Origin of the sequence: Burkholderia sp. Tr-20355 (genome assembly GCF_017104685.1) — a bacterium.
GTDB classification, from domain to species: Bacteria; Pseudomonadota; Gammaproteobacteria; order Burkholderiales; family Burkholderiaceae; genus Burkholderia; species Burkholderia seminalis.
Genome location: NZ_JAAGPK010000140.1, coordinates 1 through 21,616, shown reverse-complemented (window position 1 = coordinate 21,616; position 21,616 = coordinate 1). Strand labels below are relative to the sequence as shown.

The window sequence follows — 21,616 nt, the reverse complement described above, 5'->3', positions numbered from 1 at the left end:
CGGGGTGCGTCGCGTGCGGCTCGGTCGTGGCCGCCGCGCGCGTCGGCGGCGGGAACGCATGAGGACATGCACCAGCCGGGCGCGGCAGACACGTCGATGCACCGCCCGTGTCGCCATTCAATCGCAACCGGGCCGTTTCGACATGACTTCGATCAACGCATGGGCATTGGCACGATTCGCGGCATGCATGAAGCCGTGGATGCCGATGCGTGAAATCGTTCAATCGAGCATCGGTCGCGCACGCCGGTCCGCCGCCACCGGTCGCCGACCGATGCCGTTGCGCAAACGAACGATCGATTCAAACGGCGCGCCGGCTATCGCGGTACGGCCGTCAGTTCGATGATGCGTTCCGGCCGCCGTCCGTGGCCGGGCCAGTACGCGCTGCCGTACATCCTGTGAACGGGGCCGAACGGCGCGTCGCCCGGAGCCGGCGCGTCGAAACCTTTCTCGATCACCATGTAGCCCGCGCGCAGCGCGAATGCCGGATGGTTGCCGCCGGGGCGGCTGTCGAACCCGGCGAAGCCGTCGCCGGCTTCCGGCATCGCGTTGACGAGCGACGCATTGCTGCGCGTGATCTGGTCGGGCGAGATCGGCCCGCCGCCGGCGAGGCGCGACGCCTCGCGGTTCTTGCCGTCGGTGTCGACCGTGCTGTCGTGCGTGTCGTCGTTGTCGAGCTCGATGCTGCGCGGATGCACACGACCTGTTTGACCGGATGATTCCATCGCGGCTCTCCTGGCGGCGAAACGCTCCGGATCGAAGCAAATCCCGTTCCGGGCACGACGGGAAAAGGCGCGCGAGCGACCGCCGCAGCCGCGCGGCGCGCACTGATTTGTCATGATTTATTTCAGCTAGAAGACACGTTTTCTACAGAGTATGATTCTTTTCCTGCGAAGCGGCGACAGGGGATGCAGACGCGCCGCCTCTGCCCGCGCCGGGGCGCCGCAGCACCCCTTGGAGACGGGTAGTGAACAACAAAGCAAGGGACTAGAGGTGGCGGATTCATGCAAGCGACTACTGCCTTCACGCACCGCGGTTATCTGTTGAATTGCGCGCCCGCGCGCGCCAGCGACGGGTCGTTCAAGCCCTACGTCGTGATCTCCCGATCGAGCGACGGGGAGCTCGTTGCGAACCGTTTTTTTCCGATCGAGCTCCAGTTCAACGACGAAGGCGACGCGATCGCGCACGCGCGCGACTGGGCCGTGCGATGGATCGACGCGAGCAGCGTCACGATGTGACGCCGCCGCGCCGGTGCAGCACTGGCCGTCCGGTCGAGCCCCGGTGTCCCGCTCCCGGACGAAAAACGCGGTAATCTTGCGGAACCCGTCACTTTATTAGCGGCCGTGCGACCGAGCGCGGCCGCGTGCATTGGCATATGTCGACATCACCCGCCCGTCAGTGGGGCCTCGAAGAAATCGTCGCCGGCTTGCGCGAGTCGCGCGAGGAACTCCATCGCACGCGCCATCCGCGCGGCATCCGCGAACTGCCGTCGCGCGATGCGATCTGCAAGATTGTGACCGGCCTGCGCGCGTCGATGTTTCCGACGCACTACGGCGCACCGGACCTGACCGACGAAAGCGTCGATTATTACGTCGGCCACACGCTCGAAAGCACGCTGCGCATCCTGGCCGAGCAGATTCGCCGTGCGCTGCCGTTCCTGCCCGAGCATGCCGATACGCCGTTCGCCGAGCTCGACGAACGCGCGTTCGAGATCGCGCGCGAATTCGGCCGGCAGTTGCCGGCGGTCCGCGCGCTGCTCGTCAGCGACATCCAGGCCGCGTATGCGGGCGATCCGGCCGCGCAGCACATCACCGAGATCCTGCTGTGCTACCCCGGTGTGTTCGCGATGATGCACCATCGGCTCGCCCACGCGCTGCACCGGCTTGGCGTGCCGCTGCTCGCGCGCTTCATCAATGAAATCGCGCACTCGGCCACCGGCATCGATATCCACCCGGGCGCGCAGATCGGCCCGAGCTTCTTCATCGACCACGGCACCGGCGTGGTGATCGGCGAAACCGCGATCATCGGCGAGCGCGTGCGCGTGTACCAGGCCGTCACGCTCGGCGCGAAGAGTTTCCCGGCCGATGGCGAAGGCGCGCTGGTGAAGGGCAATGCGCGGCACCCGATCGTCGAGGACGACGTGGTGATCTACGCGGGCGCGACGATTCTCGGCCGCGTGACGATCGGGCGCGGCTCGGTGATCGGCGGCAACGTGTGGCTCACGCACAGCGTGCCGCCTGGCACCAGCGTCGCGCAGGGCAAGGTTCGCGAAGGCGGGAGCGCCGAGAAGCCGTAACGCGGCGGGCGGCGGCGCGCCCGCTTCGCCCGGGCGCGCGCCGTGTGCGTCAGTGCTTGCCGTCCGGCGAGCGGTGCTTGTACAGCACGTCCTGGTCGACGCGGATCAGGTTCTGTCCCGCATCGACGACGAAATCCACGCCGTTGTACGCATTGCCGGTCAGCAGCAGGATCGCGCTCGCGACGTCGTCGGGGCCGGCGATGCGCGCGAGCGGCGTCGACGCGCGGCTCGCGTGTTCGAAATCGGCCTGCGTCTGGTCGTCGCTCGGCAGCATCAGCCCGGGGAACACCGCGTTCACGCGCAGCACCGGTGCGGACGACAGCGCGAGCATCTGCGTGAGGTTGCCGAGCGCGGCCTTCGCGACCGTGTAGCTGAAGTGGTCGCGGTGAAAGTTTTCCTTGATCTTCTGGTCGACCACGTTCACGACGACGCCCTGCGTGCCGGCGGCGCGCGCCCGTTCGTAGAATGCCCGCGTGAGCAGGATCGGCGCGCGGCAGTTGACGGCCCATGCCTGGTCGAACGCCGCGAGGTCGAAGCTCGGGAAATGGTCCTGCCAGAACACCGACGCGTTGTTGACCAAGACGTCGAGGCGCCCGAAGCGCGCATACACCTGGTCGATCAGCGCGGTGATCTGCGCGGCATCCGACAGGTCGGCCTGCAGCGCGACCGCATCGTGCCCGCTTTCGGCGATCGCGCGCGCGGTTGCCTGCGCGGTATCGGCCGAGCGGTCGTAATGCACCGCGGTGCGATAGCCGTGCTTCGCGAAATACTCGGCGAACGCGCGCCCGGCCCGGCGCGCGGCGCCGGTCACGAGCACGACGGGCGCGTGCGCCGCTTGCTTCGTCTGCGCCATCAGGTATTCGTGAGGTTGACTGAAGAAGGATTCGCGACGATCGACAGGAATTCGCGCCGCGTCGACGGATCGGTGCGGAACGTGCCGAGCATGCGCGACGTGACCATCTCGACGCCCGGCTTGTGCACGCCGCGCGTCGAGATGCACTGGTGCGCGGCTTCGAGGATCACGCCGACGCCCTTCGGCTGCAGCACGTCGAACAGCGTGTCGGCGATCTGCACGGTCATCTTTTCCTGGATCTGCAGGCGCTTCGCGAATGCATCGACGAGGCGTGCGAGCTTCGAGATGCCGACCACGCGATGGTTCGGCAGATACGCGACGTGCGCGCGGCCGATGATCGGCACCATGTGGTGCTCGCAGTAGCTCTCGAAGCGGATGTCCTTCAGCACGATCATCTCGTCGTAGCCGTCGACTTCGCTGAACGTGCGCGCGAGGATGTCGCGCGGCTCCAGCGCGTAGCCGGCGAAGAACTGCTCGTACGCGCGCACGACGCGCGCGGGCGTATCGATCAGGCCTTCGCGCGCGGGATCGTCGCCGGCCCAGCGCAACAGCACGCGGACGGCGTCTTCTGCTTCTTCGCGGCTCGGCCGGGTGACGGCCGGCTCGGGCCGCACGGTTTTCTTTCCCTTACCCATGTAGTGGCTCCATCGAAGGCCGCCTCCGGCGGCCGATATCCGGCCATTGTTTCATGCTTTCGCGGGTCGTGCGTGCGGCCCCGCGCTCACCCTTCGTCACTTCGGCCATTCATCCTGCTCGTCGTTGAACAGCGACGCGACGACCCCGCGCAGCCAAGCGGTGCGCGGATCGTTGTGGTACTTGCGGTGCCAGTGCTGCTTCAGGTCGAAGCGCGGCAGCGCGAGCGGCGGCTCGACGGGCACGATGAACGCGTGCTCGGCCGCATACGCATAGCCGATCGCATGCGGCACCGTCGCGATCAGGTCGGTGCGGCTCAGGATGAACGGCAGGCTCATGAAGTGCGGCGTCTCGAGCACCGCGCGGCGCTGCATGCGCTGCTTCGCGAGATATTTCTCGAGCACCTCCTGGCTGCGGCCTTCGGCGCGCACCACCGCGTGCCCGCAGGTGAGGAACTGCTCGACCGTGAACGGCGGCGCCTGCTCGAACGGATGGCCGCGCCGCATCAGGCACACGAACCGGTGCGTGAACAACCGCTGCTGGAAGAAGTTGTTGCCGTCGAGGTCGGGAAAGTAGCCGACCGCGAGATCGATCGACCCGGCTTCGAGGCCGCGCCCGACTTCGTCGTGCGCGAGCGAGACCGAACGCAGGTTCGCGTGCGGCGCGCGCGTCGCGAACGCCTGCAGCAGCTTCGGCAGGAACACGATCTCGCCGACGTCCGACAGCGCGATCGAGAACGTATGCGTGCTCGCGGCCGGGTCGAAGTCGTGCGGCGCGACGAGGCCGCGCTCGATCTGCGCGAGCGCGTCGCGAGCAGCCGGCAGCAGCGCGAGCGCGCGCGGCGTCGGCTCCATCCCGCGCGACGTGCGCACGAACAGCGGATCGCCGAAATACTCGCGCAGCCGCCCGAGCGCGGTGCTCACGCGCGGCTGGCTCACGCCGAGCAGGTCGCCCGCGCGGCTCACGTTGCGCGTGTCGTCGAGCGCGACGAGGTAGGGAATCAGGTTCAGATCGAGCGCTTCCATCGCCGGGCCAGTATCGTCAAAACGTATACAACATATCTCCTGAATCGCGTTGCCGCATAGTCGGGAAAGCGCTCAAATGTGTTCCATTACTCGAACCAATGTTCAGGAGACGAACAATGCGCACCCAGGTCGCCATCATCGGCGCCGGTCCGTCCGGCCTTTTGCTTTCCCATCTGCTGCGCCTGCAAGGCGTCGATTCCATCCTCGTCGAAGCGCGTTCGCGTGAATACTGCGAGAACCGCATCCGCGCCGGCGTGCTCGAGCAGGGGACGGTCGACACGCTGAACGAAGCCGGCCTCGGCGACCGGATGCGCCGCGAAGGGCTCGAACATCACGGCATCGAACTCCTGTTCGACGGCCGGCGCCATCGCATCGACCTGTCCGAGCTGACCGGCGGGCGCGCGATCACCGTCTACAGCCAGCACGAAGTCGTGCGCGACCTGATCGCGGCCGGCGTCGAGCACGGCCACCCGATGCACTTCGAGGTCAGCGACGTCGCGCTGCACGATGTCGAAGGCGAGCACCCGTTCGTCACGTTCAAGCATGCGGACGGCCGCGCGGACCGCATCGACTGCGACTACATCGCCGGCTGCGACGGCTTCCACGGCATCGCGCGCCAGACGATTCCCGCGGAGCGGCTGAAGACGTTCGAGCGTGTCTACCCGTTCGCGTGGCTCGGCATCCTCGCCGATGCCGCGCCGTCGCTCGACGAGCTCGTGTACGCCCATCACGACAACGGTTTCGCGCTGTTCTCGATGCGCTCGCCGACGGTCACGCGCCTGTACCTGCAGTGCAAGCCCGACGAGGATCTCGCCGAATGGTCCGACGCGCGGATCTGGGACGAACTGCACACGCGCTTCTCGAACGACACGGGCTGGACGCCGACCGAGGGCCGGATTACGCAGAAGAGCGTGACGCCGATGCGCAGCTTCGTGTCGGAGACGATGCAGCACGGGCGCCTGTTTCTTGCCGGCGATGCCGCGCATATCGTGCCGCCGACCGGCGCGAAGGGGATGAACCTCGCGGTGGCCGACGTCCGCGCGCTGTCTCGCGCGCTCGGCGCACGCTACCGGACGGGCGACGCGACGCCGCTCGACACCTATTCGGCGACCTGCCTCGAACGCGTGTGGCGCGCCGAGCACTTCTCGTACTTCATGACGAACATGCTGCACGCGTCGCCGGACGATTCGCCGTTCGTCAATCGCCTGAAGTTTGCCGAACTGAAATACGTGACGCGCTCGCGGGCCGCCGCGCAGTCGCTCGCCGAAAACTACGTCGGATTGCCGTTCGACGACGCGACGGCCCCCGAGGGAACCCGCCTTGACAACGCGCTGTGCGCGCCTCTATGATCGGCCCATCGTTCGCTAATCGAATCTAGGTTCGATTAGCGAACAAATGCCGGGATCGACGTCGGCCCCGGCGCGGCACGCGGCACGCGCGTGTCCCCTCGACAGGCCGCGCATCGAGCCGCGGGTTCGTATCAGGAAGAGACATGGTCAACAAGATTTTCGAATCGCTCCAGTCGGCGGTGGCCGACATCCACGATGGCGCGACAATCATGATCGGCGGCTTCGGCACGGCCGGCATGCCGTCCGAGCTGATCGACGCGCTGATCGAGCAGGGCGCGCGCGACCTGACGATCGTCAACAACAACGCGGGCAACGGCGAGACCGGCCTCGCGGCGCTGCTGAAGGCGAAGCAGGTACGCAAGATCATCTGCTCGTTCCCGCGCCAGAGCGATTCGCAGGTATTCGACGGGCTGTACCGGGCGGGCGAGATCGAGCTGGAGCTCGTGCCGCAGGGCAACCTCGCGGAGCGCATCCGCGCGGCAGGCGCCGGCATCGGCGGCTTCTTCACGCCGACGGGTTACGGCACCAAGCTCGCGGAAGGCAAGGAAACGCGTGTGATCGACGGCAAGCCGTACGTGTTCGAGACGCCGATCCACGCCGATTTCGCGCTCGTGAAGGCGTACAAGGGCGATCGCTGGGGCAACCTCGTGTACCGCAAGACCGCGCGCAACTTCGGGCCGATCATGGCCAGCGCCGCGAAGGTCGCGATCGTGCAGGTGTCGGAAGTCGTGCCGCTCGGCGCGCTGAACCCGGAACACATCGTGACGCCGGGCATTTTCGTCCAGCGCGTCGTCGAGGTGCCGCAGGCCGCGCACGCGGCCGAGCTGGCCGCCGAACACGCCGCTTCGCAAGCTGCCTGACCGAACTTTGTATGGGACCGGAGCAAGCGCTGAAGCGTCAGCCCCGGTCGCCAGGAGACCCGACATGAAACGACTGACCCGCGATGAAATGGCCAAGCGCGTCGCCCAGGACATCCCCGAAGGCGCGTACGTGAACCTCGGTATCGGCGTGCCGACGCTGGTGGCGAACCACCTCGACCCGAGCAAGGAAATCTTCCTGCACAGCGAGAACGGCCTGCTCGGCATGGGCCCCGCGCCCGCGCCGGGCGAGGAAGACGACGAACTGATCAATGCCGGCAAGCAGCACGTGACGCTGCTCACCGGCGGCGCGTATTTCCACCACGCCGATTCGTTCGCGATGATGCGCGGCGGCCATCTCGACTACTGCGTGCTCGGCGCGTTCCAGGTGTCGGCGACCGGCGATCTCGCGAACTGGCATACGGGCGCACCCGACGCGATTCCGGCCGTCGGCGGCGCGATGGATCTCGCGATCGGCGCGAAGCAGGTGTTCGTGATGATGGAGCACCTGACGAAGCAGGGCGAAAGCAAGATCGTCGCGCAGTGCTCGTATCCGGTCACCGGCGTGCAATGCGTAAGCCGTATCTATACGGATCTCGCGGTGCTCGACGTGACGGCCGACGGCCTCGCGGTGAGCGAGATCTTCACCGACTTGTCGTTCGACGAACTGCAGAAGCTGACCGGCGTGCCGCTGATCGACGCGACGCAGAAGGCGGCTGCCTGAACCGCCGGCGTGCCGGCGCGTGCGCTCGCGCGCAGGCCGGCCCGCTTGGGTGGACAATAGGCACACGCCGTTTCCCCAATCCGATGCCATGCTTGAAGACAGCGCCCGCCTGACCTCCCTCATCTGCGGCACCGAGCCGCTCAACCGGATCTGGTCGCCCCGCGCGACGATCCAGCGGATGCTCGACGTCGAGGCCGCGCTCGCGCGCGCGCTCGCCGCGCGGCAGGTGATTCCCGCCACCGCGGTCGCGCCGATCGAACGCGCATGCGACGCCGGCCGGCTCGACGCCGACGCGCTCGCGCACGGCGCGGCGCTCGGCGGCAATCTCGCGATTCCGCTCGTCAAGCAGCTCACCGCGCAGGTGAAGGCCGACGACCCCGAGGCCGCGAAGTTCGTGCATTGGGGCGCAACGAGCCAGGACATCATCGATACCGCGACCGTGCTGCAGCTGCGCGACACGCTCGACGTGCTCGAACCGATGCTCGACGAAGCGTGCGCGTCGCTCGCGGCGCTCGCGCGCACGCACCGCGCGACGCCGATGATCGGCCGCACGTGGCTGCAGCAGGCGCTGCCGATCACGCTCGGCCTGAAATTCGCCCAGTGGCTCGACGCGCTGCTGCGCCATCGCGCGCGCTTCGCCGAATTGCGCGCGCGGGCGCTCGTGCTGCAGTTCGGCGGCGCGGCCGGCACGCTCGCGAGCCTGCGCGAGCAGGCGAGCGGCGTCACTGCCGCGCTCGCGGCCGACCTGCGGCTTGAAGCGCCGGCCGTGCCGTGGCATACGCAGCGCGACCGCATCGCGGAAGCCGCGTCCTGCTTCGGGATGCTGACGGGCACGCTCGGCAAGATCGCGCGCGACGTGTCGCTGCAGATGCAGACCGAAGTCGGCGAGCTCGGCGAACCGGCGGCCGCCGGCAAGGGCGGCTCGTCGACGATGCCGCACAAGCGCAACCCGGTCGGTTGCGCGGCCGTACTGACCGCCGCGGTGCGCGCGCCGGGCCTCGTCGCGACCGTGTTCGCGGGGATGGTGCAGGAGCACGAACGCGCGCTCGGCGGCTGGCAGGCCGAATGGGATGCGCTGCCCGACCTCGCGCGCCTGACGGGCGGCGCGCTCGCGCAGATCGCGCAGATCGTCGCGGGCCTCGACGTCAATACCGAACGCCTCGCCGCGAACCTCGACCTCACGCACGGGCTGATCCTCGGCGAAGCCGTGATGCTCGCGCTCGGCGACCGCATCGGCCGGCTCGACGCGCACCATGTCGTCGAGCATGCGTCGAAGGAAGCGGTGCGCACCGGCGCGACGCTGTTCGACGTGCTCGCCGCCGATGCGACCGTGTCGGCGCACCTGTCGCGCGACGCGCTCGCGCGGCTGCTCGATCCCGCACATTACGTCGGCGAGGCGCAGGCCTATGTCGACGCCGTGCTCGCGCTGCATGCGGGCGCGCAACAACCAGGAGAACATTGATGCCTTTCGCCACTGTCAACGGCGTGAAACTGCATTACCGGATCGACCGTGCCGCGCGCGCCGACGCGCCGTGGCTCGTCTTCTCGAACTCGCTCGGCGCCGACCTGCAGATGTGGGCGCCGCAGATCCGCCCGCTCACGCAGCACTTCAACATCCTGCGCTACGACACGCGCGGCCACGGTCATTCCGACGCGCCGGCCGGTTCGTACACGATCGAGCAGCTCGCCGGCGACGTGATCGGCCTGCTCGACCACGTCGGCATCGACTGCGCGCATTTCTGCGGGATTTCGATGGGCGGGCTGACGGGCGCCGCGCTCGCCGCGCGCTACCCGTCACGCATCGTGCGCGCGGTGCTGTCGAATACCGCCGCGAAGATCGGTTCGCCGGAAGTGTGGGTACCGCGTGCGCAGAAGGCGCGTGCCGAAGGCATGGCCGCGCTCGCCGACGCCGTGCTGCCGCGCTGGTTCACCGACGCATTCGTCGAACGCGAGCCGCGCCTGTTCGACGCGATCCGCGACACCTTCGTGCATACCGACAAGGACGGCTACGCGGCGAACTGCGACGCGCTGAACGCCGCCGACCTGCGCGAGGAGGTGAAGGGCATCACGCTGCCGGTGCTCGTCGTGACCGGCGCGAAGGACATGTCGACGCCGCCCGACCAGGGCCGCGCGCTTGCTGCCGCGATTCCTGGTGCGCTGCACGTCGAATTCGACGCCGCGCACATTTCGAACATCGAGTGCACCGACGGCTTCAACCGTGCGCTGCTCGATTTCCTGAACGCATGAGGTAACGACGATGGACGACCAGGAACGTTACGAAGCAGGGATGAAGGTGCGCCGCGCGGTGCTCGGCGACGCGCACGTCGACCGCTCGCTCGAGAACCGCACCGAGGTGACCGACGAATTCCAGAACCTGATCACGCGCTATGCATGGGGCGAGATCTGGACGCGCGACGGCCTGCCGCGCCATACGCGCAGCCTGCTGACCATCGCGATGATGGTCGCGCTGAACCGCGGCGAGGAGCTGGCGCTGCACCTGCGCGCCGCGCGCAACAACGGCGTGACGCGCGACCAGATCAAGGAAGTGCTGCTGCAGACCGCGATCTATTGCGGCGTGCCGGCCGCGAATTCCGCGTTCCATCTCGCGGACAAGATCTTCAAGGAACAGGACGCGGCCGCGTAAGACGGCCGGTCAGGCGCGGCCGGCTGAGGGCGGCCGGCCGCCGTCGCGCGGCTTGCCATTAGCGGGTCGCGCGACGGGATCGATGAACGTGCCGGCAGAGCATCGGCACGCGGCGCACCGGATGGCCGGTGCGCGAACAAAGAAAGGGCACGGCTTCATGCCGTCTTGCTCGTACCTATATCCAGGAGACTCGCGATGAATCGCGCACCCGTGGTCGATGTCCAGACCTTCATCAACGAGCAGCCGTTCGGCGGCTTTCAATGGCTCGTGTTCCTCATGTGTTTCGTGATCGTGCTGCTCGACGGCTTCGATACGGCCGCGATCGGTTTCATCGCGCCGTCGCTGCTCGGCGAATGGAACCTGACCAAACCCGATCTCGCCCCGGTGCTGAGTGCCGCGCTGTTCGGCCTCGCGTGCGGCGCGCTCGTGTCGGGCCCGCTGTCCGACCGGCTCGGGCGCCGCTCGCTGCTGCTCGGCTCGGTGTTCCTGTTCGGCGTCGCGTGCCTGATGTCTGCCTTCTCGAACACGATCGGGCATCTGACGATCCTGCGTTTCATCACCGGCGTCGGGCTCGGCGCGGCGATGCCGAACGCGGTCACGATGATGGGCGAGTTCTGCCCGGACAAGCGCCGCGCCACCGTGATCAACCTGATGTTCTGCGGCTTCCCGCTTGGCGCCGCGTTCGGCGGCTTCCTGGCCGCGTGGATGATTCCGCATTTCGGCTGGCGCAGCGTGCTGGTGCTCGGCGGCGTGACGCCGCTGCTGCTCGGCGTGCTGTTGCTGCTGAAGATGCCGGAATCGGTGCGCTTCATGGTCGCGAGCGGTCAGTCCATCGACAGGATCCGCGCCACGCTCGCGCGCATCTCGCGCGACGCGCTGAACGCCGGCTCGTTCGCGATGACCGAAGCCGCGCCGCAAACCGGCAGCAAGGGCCTTGGCGTCGTGCTGTCGCGCTCGTACATCGTCGGCTCGGTGATGCTGTGGCTCGCGTACTTCATGGGCCTCGTGATCTTCTACGCGTCGATCAACTGGATGCCGATCCTGCTGAAGGATGCGGGGCTGACGCCGAAGAGCGCGACGCTGATCTCGGCACTGTTCCCGCTCGGCGGCGTGGGCGCCGTGCTGTGCGGCGTGCTGATGGACCGCTTCAACGCGAACCGCGTGATCGCCGTGTGTTACGCGCTGACGGCGGTGAGCGTGTACGCGATCGGGCAGGCGGCCGGCAACGTCGGGCTGCTCGTGCTGATCGTGTTCGTGGCCGGCGTGCTGATGAACACCGCGCAATCGTCGATGCCGGCGCTGGCCGCCGCGTTCTATCCGACCGAAGGGCGCGGCACGGGCGTCGCATGGATGCTCGGCGTCGGCCGCTTCGGCGGGATCGCGGGATCGTTCCTCGTCGCCGAACTGACGCGCCGGCACTTCTCGTTCGCGGGCGTGTTCGCGACGATCGCCGTTGCGGGCGTGCTCGCGTGCATCGCGTTGCTGATCAAGCAGACGGCGCGGCCGCATGGCGTCGCGCAGCCGGCCGGCAAGATCGAGTCGCTCGGGCATTGAGCGACGCAAGGGCCGGTGCGTTGCGCCGGCCCCGCTTCCAGCGGCACCGCTCGGGCCGCTATTCTTCCGCGTCGTGTTCCTTGACGAAATTGCGCAGATACGCGCGCAGTGCGGCCTCCCGGCCGCGATGATCGTCGTGGTTCGCGGCGCCCATCTCTTCCTCGTCGCCGAACAGTGTCGGCGGCGCGCAGTAAGTGCCGACTTCGATGTTCTCGCGCAGCACGCGGATATCGTGCGTGAGCGGGTGATACTCGGCGATCCAGTGCACGCCCTCGATGTGTTCGCCCGCCCTCAGCAGTGGCTTCATCGGCTTGTCTCCCGACAGCTGCGGCGCAACCGGCGAAGCGGTTGCGCGCGCCCGTACCGAAAGGGTACGCCTGCCTTGCGCGAATCTCAACGGGCGCGCCGTGAGCGCTTACTGCGGCAGCAGGTGCGCGACGAGCGGATACAGAGACAGGATCAGCAGCACGGCCATCGTCACGTTGAAGATGCGCAGCGCGCGGGGATTCGACAGGAAGCGGCGCAGGCCGAGGCCGAACGCGGCCCACAGGCAGATACACGGGAAGCCGATTAGGATGAACACGACGGACATCCATGCGGCATTCATCCCGTAGTCGGCGGACAGGCGGACCGTCGTCGCGGCGGTCAGCACCATCATCCAGGCTTTCGGGTTGACCCACTGGAACGCGGCGGCTTCGACGAACGTCATCGGCCGCGGCTTGGCGCCGTGCGCCTTCACCTCGCCCGACGTGCCGATGCGCCACGCGAGGTACAGCAGGTACGCGACGCTGGCGGCCTCGAGGATCGTATACAGCAGCGGCAGGCGCTTGAACGCCTCGCCGAGGCCGAAGCCGACGCTGAGCATCAGGATCGCGACGCCCATGCTGATGCCGAACAGGTGCGGCATCGTGCGGCGGAAACCGAAGTTGACGCCGGATGCGAGCAGCATCGTGTTGTTCGGGCCGGGCGTGATCGACGTGACGAGCGCGAACAGCATGCCGGCGGGCAGCGCGCTGAGGGTGAGGAATTCCATCGCGGATTCTCCATTTCTGTTCTGGACTGGGATGGAGGTCAGTTTAGCGACGGTTTTCTGTACAGTACCGGTACAGTTGTGTGGATGGATGCCGGTACGGGGGGGTGCTGCTTGGGGGCTCGGTGTGGTGCGTGTTGTTGTTTCTCAGAAAAGATGTCCGCAGTCTCGATATGTTGTCTTTGAATAAAAATTCATATCAATGTGGAATTTTCGTCGTATTCGCGAATTCACGCTGGTCCTGAGGTTTTTATTCTGAAATTCAATGAAGTGCGCAAACTTATCATTGTGTCGAAGTGGAAAAAGTGCGTCGCGAGCGATGTAAATGACGAGGGGTGGCTAACACCTGAATGCTCAAAATCAACCTCTCACAGCTTGTCATTCAACACGGTTACTCAGATCAACGTGACCAATCGAGGCGGTCCGCTGCACGCAGCTTTGCCAAGAGTACTTGGTGCAAGCAGTCCCAAACCTCGACGCTCGCCAGCATTCGCCCGGCATGAGCCTTCGGCCTATGGCCGAAGGCTCAGGAAAGCCCCGACACTGGCGCTCGGCACTTTCCGGGGGGATCCAGGCGGCTCAATTGCCGGGAGTGCGATTCACGGCGACCCGATCAGAGAGCCGGCTTTTCCCACAAATTGAGGGACGTGCCGATCTTCCTTTCCCGCGCGTTGTTATAGAGCTCCGTCCCCCAGCTGATGTCGAAAACCGCCATCCCGCATGCTATGAAGATGACACGCTCCTTCGTGCTCTCCCGGCCCGACTTGTCGCCATTCACGACATGACCGAGGCTGGTCGAGTCAGGCAGGGCGGGCAGCTTGCCTGCATCGATCAGACGGAAGAACGGGCCGCCAATGACGCTGCTGTAGTAGCCTTCCTTGTTGCCCGATGCGATTGCGTCCTCGACATAGGCTTCCTGCAGCGGGGTATGGTCGTATACGATCCTGGCGCCGGTCAGGAACGACTCGTCGGTATTGAACGGGCCTGAGACGAGAATGGTCGCGCCCTCCTTGATCCATTCGTCCTTGAAATAAAGCGGCTTCAGACGCGACGCTGCCACGGTGATGACATCTGCATCACGGAAGCCTTTCTCGGCCTCATCGGTACCGGTGGCGGAAATCCCGTACGTTTGCTGAACCCAACCGGCGAACTCGTTCGCCTTGTCGAGGAAGACGTCGAAACAGACGACGTGCTGGATCGAGCCGAGCTGGGTCATGATCGCGGTGAAGCACGCCTTGTTGATCGGGCCGCAACCGATAACAGACATACTTCTCGCATCTTGGTTGGCTAGATACTTTGCCGCCACTCCCGGCACGGCTCCGGTTCGGGCCGCGCTCAACAAGTTCGCCGACATCAGCGCCAGCGGCGCGCCCGTGTCCTTGTCATTGAGCATCATGGTCAAGATCGAGCGCGGCAGGCCTTTCTCGGCATTGGCGTGATTCGATCCGTACCATTTGTTGCCGCACACGTCGAAGCGACCGCCCAGATAACCGGGCATTGCAGCAAAGCGGCGGTCCGGACCGGCAACCGGCATGTTCGGGAACTTCGTCTCTTTCGGGAAGACGATGTTCATTCCGTGGTTATTGTGATTGGCGCCACCCATCAGATAGTCGCCTCTGCCGAGGAGTCCGAATGTCTCCTCGCATACGGACACGCAGCGCGCGGCATCCAGCACGCCAACTGCGATCATGTCCGGCTCGGAAAGGTACAGAAAGTCGATTTTGGGATACATGGTGCAGACCTCGTCGAAAAAGGAAGATGTTGGGTGTCAAGCTTCGATCCCGACTCAGTGGTCAGAATCGGAGAAGTGGTGAAATGTCGTAGAGGCGGCAACCCGGGATTCGCGCATTTGCCCGCAACAGAAAGTTGAGCTTTTCGATCCGCTCGCCGGAACGGGGCGCGCCATTCTTCTGGAGCGGAACTTCGAGGCCGACCGAAAAATCCATCACGACGTCATCCACGACACCACCGGAGCGGCCCGAGGGCACCGCGATCATTCCGTGTTGCAGCGCAAATCGATAGGCGTCCATCGCCTCCGTGATCGTTCCGACCTGGTTCGGCTTCAACACGAACCCGTCCACGGCACGAGTCTCGAAAGCCCGCTCAAGTAACGGGAGACTGGTGACCGTGAGATCGTCGCCCAGAATGATCGATCGTCGAATTTCTCGAACCGCCGTGCTGTAACCTTCCCAGTCGTTTTCATCGAGCAAATCCTCGATGAAGACCAAATTGAATTTCTCGGTCAGGAAGCGGGCATAGGCAATGAGTTCGGAGGTGGACACCCGTTTGCCTTTCAGCAGATACGTGCGGGTTTCCTTGTCGTACATCTCGCTTGACGCGCAATCGAGCGCAAACGCGATCCGGCCTGTATAGCCACAGGCGTCGATGGCCTTTTGCATCAGCGTCAACACGACTTCCGGGTCATCCGAAGGGGCGGCGTAGCCATAGGAACTGGCGACTTGAGGTTTGTGGCCCAGATATTCGGTCAGTACATGGCCAAGCTTCTGAAACACGGCCACCGCCATTTCGATGGCGAGGTCGACACTGTCAGTGCCGTACGGCACGATCAGGAACTCGTTGAACGGCTGGGTGAGCCCATCGTATCGTCCGCCGTTGATCACGTTGAAGCATGGGACCGGCACGGTCCTGATGTCGCGGCCGGCGATGTGAGCGTACAGCGGAATCGATCGGGCATTCGCCGCCGTACGGAATGCCGCGATGGATACCGAGTAAATCGTGTTTCCGCCGAGGCGGGACTTATTGGGTGTGCCATCGAGCGCGATCATTTTTTCGTCGATCGCTCGCTGATCAAACACGTTCATGCCGATCAGCGCCGGACCAATTACATCGACCACGTTGTCGACGGCCTTATGAACACTGAGCCCGCCGTAGGTCGCTGGATCGCCGTCCCGCAGAACGAATGATTCGTGCATCCCGACGGAAGTGCCGGTGGGTGCCGCACCTCGACCAACCGCATCGCTTTGGGTGCGCACCTCGACTTCGACTGCGGGCCGGCACTTGCAATCGATGATCTGAAGTGCCCGGACGGATGTGATCTTGTCTTCCATGTCACTTGCTCCCGTTCGGTTCAGGAACATAAAGGATGTTCAAGTCACACAGGTTGGTACCGGTGTTGCCGGTGAAAACGGCGGAGTCGATCGACTCGAGTGCTTCGAAGCAGCTGTGCTCGCGCAGTGCCTGATAGAGGTTGACTCCCTTTGCGGCGGCCGCGGTGAAGCTGGTCGAGTCCGTCATGCCTCCCGCCACCGTCGCCGTGCCGTCCGTGCCTTCGCTGTCGATCGACAGCAGGCAGGCACCCGTGGTTTTGGCCGCCGCGATAGCGAAACTTGCGGCCATTTCCTGGCCAGGCCCGCCGTGCCCCTTGATCACGCTGTTATCGTCGATAAGCGTCGTGACCTCACCGGAGCTGAGAAGCACGCAAGGCGGTTTGATCGGATTGCCGTACGTCTGGATTTCGCGCGCCATCGACGCGAGGAAGGTGCCGGCGTCGCGACTTTCTCCTTCAAGGAACGACGACACGATCATTGCGGGGATACCCATCTCCTCGCAGACTGCCTTGGCGTAAATGCAGGAGTCGGGCAGCGTGTTGAGCAGGAAGTAGGTATTGTCCGGAAAGGCCTTCGGGGTCTCCGCGTCGGGGCCTGCGTTCATCAGATAGTCGACAACGCTCTTGGGCAGGCGATCGGCCACGTTGCGATTGATGATCGTGGCGCGAGCGTCGTCCAGGGTCGTCATGTCGGGACCGATCGGCGTGCTTTTGTAGGCTGCGTAGGGCACTGAAATGTCACCCGTGGCAGGCGATCCGACCGCGTCGCTGATACCGAAGCCGATCAGTTCGGCACCCGTGCGCTGGATGCGCTGCGCCAACATTCCGCCGTTCAAGGCCGAGACGTGCCGGCGCACGGCATTGATCTCGTAAATGCCTGCACCGGATTTCAGTAGCACGTCCGTGGTATCGATCTCGTCCTGCAGGCTGATGCCTTCGATCGGACAGGACATGAGCGCCGAACTTCCGCCGCTGATCACCGCGATGAACAAGTCGTCTGGTCCGGCCTGATCGACGAGTTCGATGATTTGCTTCGATGCCCGATGGCCTTCTTCGTTCGGGAGGGGATGCCCGCCGACGAACACCTCGGTCTTGTTGAAACGGTCCGATTCTTCCCGGATTTTCACGATGGCAATACCGTGCGTCAGGTGATCACCCAACACATGGTCGACTGCCATTGCCATGTGGTTGCAAGCCTTGCCAGCGCCAATCAGATAGACGTTTCGCTTGCGCGAAAGGTCCCACGAGCGCGTTCCGATATGCAGTACGGTACCTTCCATGCGCATGATGCTTCGAATGCGCTGGTAGCTGTCGAGCCTGTCGAGTGTCCGGTCCGCGATCTCGAGTACGATCTGCCGTGACGAAACGACGCCATTCGAGAGGAGTACTTCGTAATTTCGTATCTTTTTCATGCTGTAAATTGATCGGAGTTACCGCCGCATCGAAGTCATGGGCGACGTGTTGTCCATCAATTTATGCAATCGAGCTAAACAGATACATGCACACTGCGGTGGATCGTTAGATAACTGTAGAGGCTTTGTTGCCTGCACAGTTGGATCCGCGCACGGCGTGGACGCCAGCCGTGAAGTTTCAGCAGGCCGTGTCGATTGTTCTGAAAACCGGCCGGATGAACACCCGTAAAAATGCCCGACGCACATGCGCGCGCCGACTCGAGCGGTTCGAGAGATCACCGGTGCGTTGCGCGACACCGATTCCCTGGCGGCTTAGTGACGAGACCGGGTCAGTGTGCAATGGCATGCGCCAGAAACGCATAAAGACGATCGAAGTTGCAGTGCGCAACATTGAATCGCAGCCAACTACTGGTTGGATTGGTGGCGTAGAAAAGATTGCCTGGCGCCAGAAGAATCTTGTGGTCGACAGCACGTACAGCGAGTTCGGCCGAATCGCAATTGATTCCCGCGGGCCGTGCCCATACGAACATTCCGGATCGAGGTTCGCAGAACACTTCAAAACCGATCGATTCAAGCCGGCGACAGGTCCGTTCCTGAGCGGTAGCGAGACGATCACGCAATTGCTCGGCCTGCTTCCTGAAGTGTCCTTCGGACAGCACTGCATGTGCCAGCTGCTCCGTGATCGTCGGTGTCGACATTCCGGACACCAGCTTCTGGTAAAGCAGGCCCTCGAGAAGCGCGGGCTCCGCGGCCACGAATCCCACGCGCAGGCCGGCACCGATGGTCTTTGAAAAGCTGCCGACATAGACCACTCGTTTCAATTGATCCATGGACGCGAGCGCGACTGAATTTCCGGACACCAGACCGGCAGAGACGTCGTCCTCGACGATGATGCAGTCGTAGCGCTCGGCAAGCTTCAGGACCTTGAATGCCGATGCCGAGCTGTAGCTTGCACCGGTCGGATTATGCAACCGCGTATTGGTGAAGAACACTTTGGGGCGATGAGTCTCGAACGCCTGCTCCATCGAAACGACGTCCGGACCGGTGGGTGTCATCGGAATCCCGACTGCCTTGATCCGGCGCAATCGCAATGCAACGAGCAGATCGCTGTAGCAGGGCTCGTCTACCAGCACGGTATCGCCCTCGCGCGTAAGGTGACGAATGGCGAGATCCAGCGCCTGGTTGGCACCCAGCGTAGTGACGATGCCCGTGGAACTTGCCTCGATCTCGTGTTCCGCAAGTTGCCGCACGATTTGCTCACGCAACGGCTCATACCCCTTTGCGTGCCCATACCCCAATAGCGATCGCGGCTGCGCCGCTACCTGTCTTAGCGCCCGCCCAAGGCCGTCCGCGTCGAACCATGCCTCTGGAATCCATCCCGAGCCCGCGTGAATCGTGCCTTCCGTTCCCTCCAGAACGTTACGCAGCGACCATCCATTCGTGAATTCCTCGTTGAGTTTCTCGATGGTCGGAGGTATCTCGCTACGGCTTCGATCCGCGACATAAAAGCCGGATCCACGCCGTGCCATCAAGACGCCTTGCGCCACCAGGCGATCGTATGCTTCGACGACCGTAAATGTCGACACGCCATGTGCCTCGGCGAATACGCGGATGCTCGGAACCTTGGCCCCGGACCGCCAGGTTCTTTCGTTCACCGTTGCCGTCAGCCCGGCCACGATCTGTTGAACCAGGGACGATTCCCCCTGGGGATCGAGCGTCAGTATCGGTTTCATCGCCGCACCTATCACATCAAAAATACCGGCCCATATAACCGTGCAGGCGACGAACCCAATACAGTTAGTCACCCTCGTTTTAAAGTGTACATGTATCCGTGCAGGTTTGATTCACTACATTGAAGGGGAATCGCATACGCATACTTGCACTGGACGACCCCATGGCACACGCCACCGATTTTTTTCCTGGATCGAAGACCGATGAGCTCGCGAATGCTCGCGACGATCTGGCCGCGGCATTTCGCATCGCCGCGCGCCTCGGCTTCCACGAGGGCACATGCAACCATTTCAGTCTCTTGCTCCCGGGCAGTCGGGAAACGTATCTGATCAATCCATTCGGACTCAGCTTCGAAGAGATCCGACCGGCTGATTTGCTGCTCGTCGATTCCGCCGGCTCGGTAATCGACGGAGTCGGACGAGTCGAGAAAACCGCGCTCAACATCCATTCCCGAGTTCATCGCGCCTCGCCTGATGCCGCATGCGTACTTCATACGCACATGCCTTATGCCACGGCACTGACGACGCTCGACGGCTTTCGCCTCGAAATGTGCCATCAGAACAGCCTTCGCTTTTTCGATCGCATTGCATACGACCGTGATCAGTCGGAATACGGAGGACTTGCACTCAGCGAACAGGAAGGAGACCCGATTGCCGCCGCGTTGTCTTCCAAGCGCGTCCTGATGCTCGAGCACCACGGCGTGATAGTCACGGGCCCTTCGATTGCCGCGGCACTTGACGATCTCTACTACCTCGAACGAGCCGCCCAGGTCCAAATCCTCGCGATGTCGAGCGGGCGTCCGCTTAAGCGCGTGAGCGATGAACTGGTTCGTCGGACTTCTCGTGAATTCGCCCGTGATCGAGATGAATATGCACGACTTCATTTTCGCTCGCTCAAGCGGCTTCTGGAATCTGCACAACCGCACTGGCGGGACTGACTATCCCACGTCAAGCGCAATCGGCCATCTCGTGCCCACGCTCCTGACGCTGCAACCATGTCGCCTACCCAATTTGCCCACGCCACGGAGGTTTCACATGAAGTACTGTCACAAACTCACCATCGCCACCCTGTTGCTCGGGGGAATCAGCCCCGCATTGATTTCTGCCGCGCATGCGGATCAGACTGTCAGGATCGGTGTCGCGGGCCCGTTGACGGGCGGCCAATCGAATTTCGGCAAGGACGATGAGCGAGGCGTGCGGCTGGCGATTGAAGAGCTGAATCGGACGCCGATCGTCGTCGACGGTCAATCCATCAAGTTCGAAATGCTGTCCGAGGACGATGCTGCAGATCCCAAAACGGGCGTCTCTGTCGCTCAGAAGCTCGTCGATTCGGGTGTGAAGGCGGTCATCGGCCACTACAACTCCGGCGTGACCATTCCCGCGTCCCGCATCTACAACAATGCGCGTGTTCCGATGATTACCGGCGCCGCTTCAAATCCGGCGATCACGCAGCAGAGCTTCCCGTATGTCTTCCGGCTTGCGGCCAATGACAACGTGATGGGCGCACGCATGGCCGAATATGCGGCGAAGGTATTGCATGCAAAACGCGTGGCGGTGATCGACGATCGCACGGCATACGGATCAGGCGTAGCTGACGTGTTTGCCGCGACGGCGAAGAAGAACGGTATCGACGTCGTCGCCAGGGAATATTCCAACGACAAGGCAACGGACTTCAACGCGATTCTGACGCACATCAAGGCTCAACGCCCGGACGCGATCTTCTACGGCGGGTACTACGCGCAGGCAGCCGCCATCGGGCGACAGTCCAAGCAGTTGGGTCTTGCGGTTCCGGTGCTAGGCGGGGACGGGATCTGCTCGGTCGATATGCCGAAGCTGGCTGCCGGAACGCTGAATGGGCGGGGGTATTGCGCCGAAGGCGGCGCACCGCTCGCGACGTTGCCCGGTGGTCCGGAATTCGCGGCGCGGTATGAAAAGCAATTCGGTGTGAAGAACGATGTTTACTCGCCGGCATTCTATTCGGCCACGATGGTGGTCGCGCAGGCGATGAAGGCGGCGAATTCGACGGACCCCGAAAAGTTCGTTCCGATGCTCAAGCAAATCCAGTTCTCGACGCTGGTCGGAAAGGTCGCGTTCGACAAGAACGGTGAATGGATTGATGCGCCGGTGACCGTGTACAAAGTGTCGGGCGATAACCTCAGTCCGACGCAGTGATACTTCGAGCGAGAACGACGAGTAATCGGCGTTCTCGCATGCCGATCCAATAGTAATCAACTCTTGGGAGTGACATGGACATTTTTGTCCAACAAATTCTGAACGGTCTGGTGCTCGGCAGTGTGTACGCCATCATCGCGTTGGGTTACACGATGGTGTACGGCATTCTCGGCATCATCAACTTCGCGCACGGCGACGTGCTGATGATCGGCGCGATGGTCGCGCTGTCGGCCATCACCGTGCTGCAGAACCATTTTCCCGGACTCGGCAACG

At 64.0% G+C, this 21,616-nt stretch carries 22 protein-coding genes and 1 pseudogene; 13 read left to right on the top strand and 10 right to left on the bottom strand.

Annotated features, from left to right (window positions below):
* Positions 1-213: hypothetical protein (locus G3N62_RS26810; protein ID WP_206141346.1), on the top strand; the 213-nt coding region annotated here is incomplete at its 5' end.
* A 101-nt stretch (positions 214-314) separates the two neighbouring features.
* On the opposite strand, the gene G3N62_RS26805 is transcribed toward G3N62_RS26810, so the two are convergent.
* A complete protein-coding gene (locus G3N62_RS26805) occupies positions 315-722 on the bottom strand; it encodes a DUF3005 domain-containing protein (RefSeq protein WP_034189754.1) in 408 nt (135 codons plus the stop codon).
* Positions 723-1,001: 279 nt separating this feature from the next.
* Between G3N62_RS26805 and G3N62_RS26800 the strand changes: the two genes are divergently transcribed.
* Both G3N62_RS26800 and epsC read left to right on the top strand, forming a co-directional pair.
* Positions 1,002-1,235 (top strand): hypothetical protein, encoded by a 234-nt coding sequence (locus G3N62_RS26800; RefSeq protein WP_034189753.1) that lies wholly within the window; start codon positions 1,002-1,004, stop codon positions 1,233-1,235.
* A 137-nt stretch (positions 1,236-1,372) separates the two neighbouring features.
* Positions 1,373-2,293 carry a serine O-acetyltransferase EpsC gene (gene epsC, locus G3N62_RS26795; RefSeq protein WP_034189752.1) on the top strand — a complete coding sequence of 307 codons (921 nt, stop codon included), beginning with the start codon at positions 1,373-1,375 and terminating at the stop codon, positions 2,291-2,293.
* A 49-nt stretch (positions 2,294-2,342) separates the two neighbouring features.
* Here the strand turns inward: epsC and G3N62_RS26790 are convergent, their stop codons facing one another.
* From G3N62_RS26790 to G3N62_RS26780, 3 genes are all read right to left on the bottom strand, one after another.
* Positions 2,343-3,146 (bottom strand): SDR family oxidoreductase, encoded by an 804-nt coding sequence (locus G3N62_RS26790; RefSeq protein ID WP_124671231.1) that lies wholly within the window; start codon positions 3,144-3,146, stop codon positions 2,343-2,345.
* Positions 3,146-3,781 carry a GTP cyclohydrolase I FolE gene (folE, locus tag G3N62_RS26785; protein WP_034189750.1) on the bottom strand — a complete coding sequence of 212 codons (636 nt, stop codon included), beginning with the start codon at positions 3,779-3,781 and terminating at the stop codon, positions 3,146-3,148. The genes G3N62_RS26790 and folE overlap by 1 nt, the downstream gene beginning before the upstream one ends.
* Before the next feature lie 96 nt (positions 3,782-3,877).
* Positions 3,878-4,804: a LysR family transcriptional regulator gene (locus tag G3N62_RS26780; protein ID WP_034189749.1), complete on the bottom strand. Its 927-nt coding sequence runs from the start codon at positions 4,802-4,804 to the stop codon at positions 3,878-3,880.
* A gap of 116 nt (positions 4,805-4,920) precedes the next feature.
* Here G3N62_RS26780 and pobA point away from each other — a divergent pair, with 116 nt between their 5' ends.
* The 7 genes from pobA to G3N62_RS26745 all read left to right on the top strand — a co-directional run bounded on the left by pobA (position 4,921) and on the right by G3N62_RS26745 (position 11,932).
* Entirely contained in the window at positions 4,921-6,153 is a 1,233-nt protein-coding gene (gene pobA / locus G3N62_RS26775; protein ID WP_034189748.1) for a 4-hydroxybenzoate 3-monooxygenase, read from the top strand.
* 143 nt (positions 6,154-6,296) lie between these two features.
* A complete protein-coding gene (locus G3N62_RS26770; protein ID WP_021157587.1) occupies positions 6,297-7,013 on the top strand; it encodes a 3-oxoacid CoA-transferase subunit A in 717 nt (238 codons plus the stop codon).
* A 64-nt stretch (positions 7,014-7,077) separates the two neighbouring features.
* On the top strand, positions 7,078-7,734 hold the full coding sequence (locus G3N62_RS26765; protein ID WP_034189746.1) for a CoA transferase subunit B: 657 nt from the start codon (positions 7,078-7,080) through the stop codon (positions 7,732-7,734).
* Between the two features lie 88 nt (positions 7,735-7,822).
* On the top strand, positions 7,823-9,196 hold the full coding sequence (locus tag G3N62_RS26760) for a 3-carboxy-cis,cis-muconate cycloisomerase (protein ID WP_059556390.1): 1,374 nt from the start codon (positions 7,823-7,825) through the stop codon (positions 9,194-9,196).
* Complete coding sequence (pcaD, locus tag G3N62_RS26755; RefSeq protein WP_059556389.1) at positions 9,196-9,981, top strand: 3-oxoadipate enol-lactonase; 786 nt, start codon at positions 9,196-9,198, stop codon at positions 9,979-9,981. Before G3N62_RS26760 ends, pcaD begins: the two co-directional genes overlap by 1 nt.
* A gap of 10 nt (positions 9,982-9,991) precedes the next feature.
* A complete protein-coding gene (gene pcaC, locus G3N62_RS26750; RefSeq protein ID WP_034189743.1) occupies positions 9,992-10,378 on the top strand; it encodes a 4-carboxymuconolactone decarboxylase in 387 nt (128 codons plus the stop codon).
* 195 nt (positions 10,379-10,573) lie between these two features.
* The gene (locus G3N62_RS26745) at positions 10,574-11,932 is read left to right on the top strand and encodes an MFS transporter (RefSeq protein ID WP_034189742.1); all 1,359 of its coding nucleotides are present in this window, start codon (positions 10,574-10,576) and stop codon (positions 11,930-11,932) included.
* A gap of 58 nt (positions 11,933-11,990) precedes the next feature.
* On the opposite strand, the gene G3N62_RS26740 is transcribed toward G3N62_RS26745, so the two are convergent.
* The 6 genes from G3N62_RS26740 to G3N62_RS26715 form a co-directional block, all read right to left on the bottom strand.
* The gene (locus G3N62_RS26740; RefSeq protein ID WP_034189741.1) at positions 11,991-12,239 is read right to left on the bottom strand and encodes a hypothetical protein; all 249 of its coding nucleotides are present in this window, start codon (positions 12,237-12,239) and stop codon (positions 11,991-11,993) included.
* 108 nt (positions 12,240-12,347) lie between these two features.
* Positions 12,348-12,965 carry a LysE family translocator gene (locus G3N62_RS26735; RefSeq protein WP_049029386.1) on the bottom strand — a complete coding sequence of 206 codons (618 nt, stop codon included), beginning with the start codon at positions 12,963-12,965 and terminating at the stop codon, positions 12,348-12,350.
* Between the two features lie 610 nt (positions 12,966-13,575).
* Entirely contained in the window at positions 13,576-14,694 is a 1,119-nt protein-coding gene (locus tag G3N62_RS26730; protein ID WP_124671230.1) for a tyramine oxidase subunit B, read from the bottom strand.
* 61 nt (positions 14,695-14,755) lie between these two features.
* A complete protein-coding gene (locus tag G3N62_RS26725; RefSeq protein ID WP_124671229.1) occupies positions 14,756-16,030 on the bottom strand; it encodes an enolase C-terminal domain-like protein in 1,275 nt (424 codons plus the stop codon).
* A 1-nt stretch (position 16,031) separates the two neighbouring features.
* Positions 16,032-17,441, bottom strand: coding sequence for a DUF4147 domain-containing protein (locus tag G3N62_RS26720; RefSeq protein WP_124671228.1), 1,410 nt, complete (start codon positions 17,439-17,441; stop codon positions 16,032-16,034).
* A gap of 329 nt (positions 17,442-17,770) precedes the next feature.
* Complete coding sequence (locus tag G3N62_RS26715; RefSeq protein WP_042972937.1) at positions 17,771-19,174, bottom strand: PLP-dependent aminotransferase family protein; 1,404 nt, start codon at positions 19,172-19,174, stop codon at positions 17,771-17,773.
* Between the two features lie 161 nt (positions 19,175-19,335).
* Here G3N62_RS26715 and G3N62_RS26710 point away from each other — a divergent pair, with 161 nt between their 5' ends.
* From G3N62_RS26710 to G3N62_RS26700, 3 genes and pseudogenes are all read left to right on the top strand, one after another.
* Positions 19,336-20,109 carry an aldolase gene (locus G3N62_RS26710; RefSeq protein ID WP_124671227.1) on the top strand — a complete coding sequence of 258 codons (774 nt, stop codon included), beginning with the start codon at positions 19,336-19,338 and terminating at the stop codon, positions 20,107-20,109.
* 97 nt (positions 20,110-20,206) lie between these two features.
* Complete coding sequence (locus tag G3N62_RS26705) at positions 20,207-21,343, top strand: branched-chain amino acid ABC transporter substrate-binding protein (protein ID WP_059620791.1); 1,137 nt, start codon at positions 20,207-20,209, stop codon at positions 21,341-21,343.
* Between the two features lie 74 nt (positions 21,344-21,417).
* A pseudogene (locus tag G3N62_RS26700) lies at positions 21,418-21,616 on the top strand (branched-chain amino acid ABC transporter permease); the annotation flags it as partial.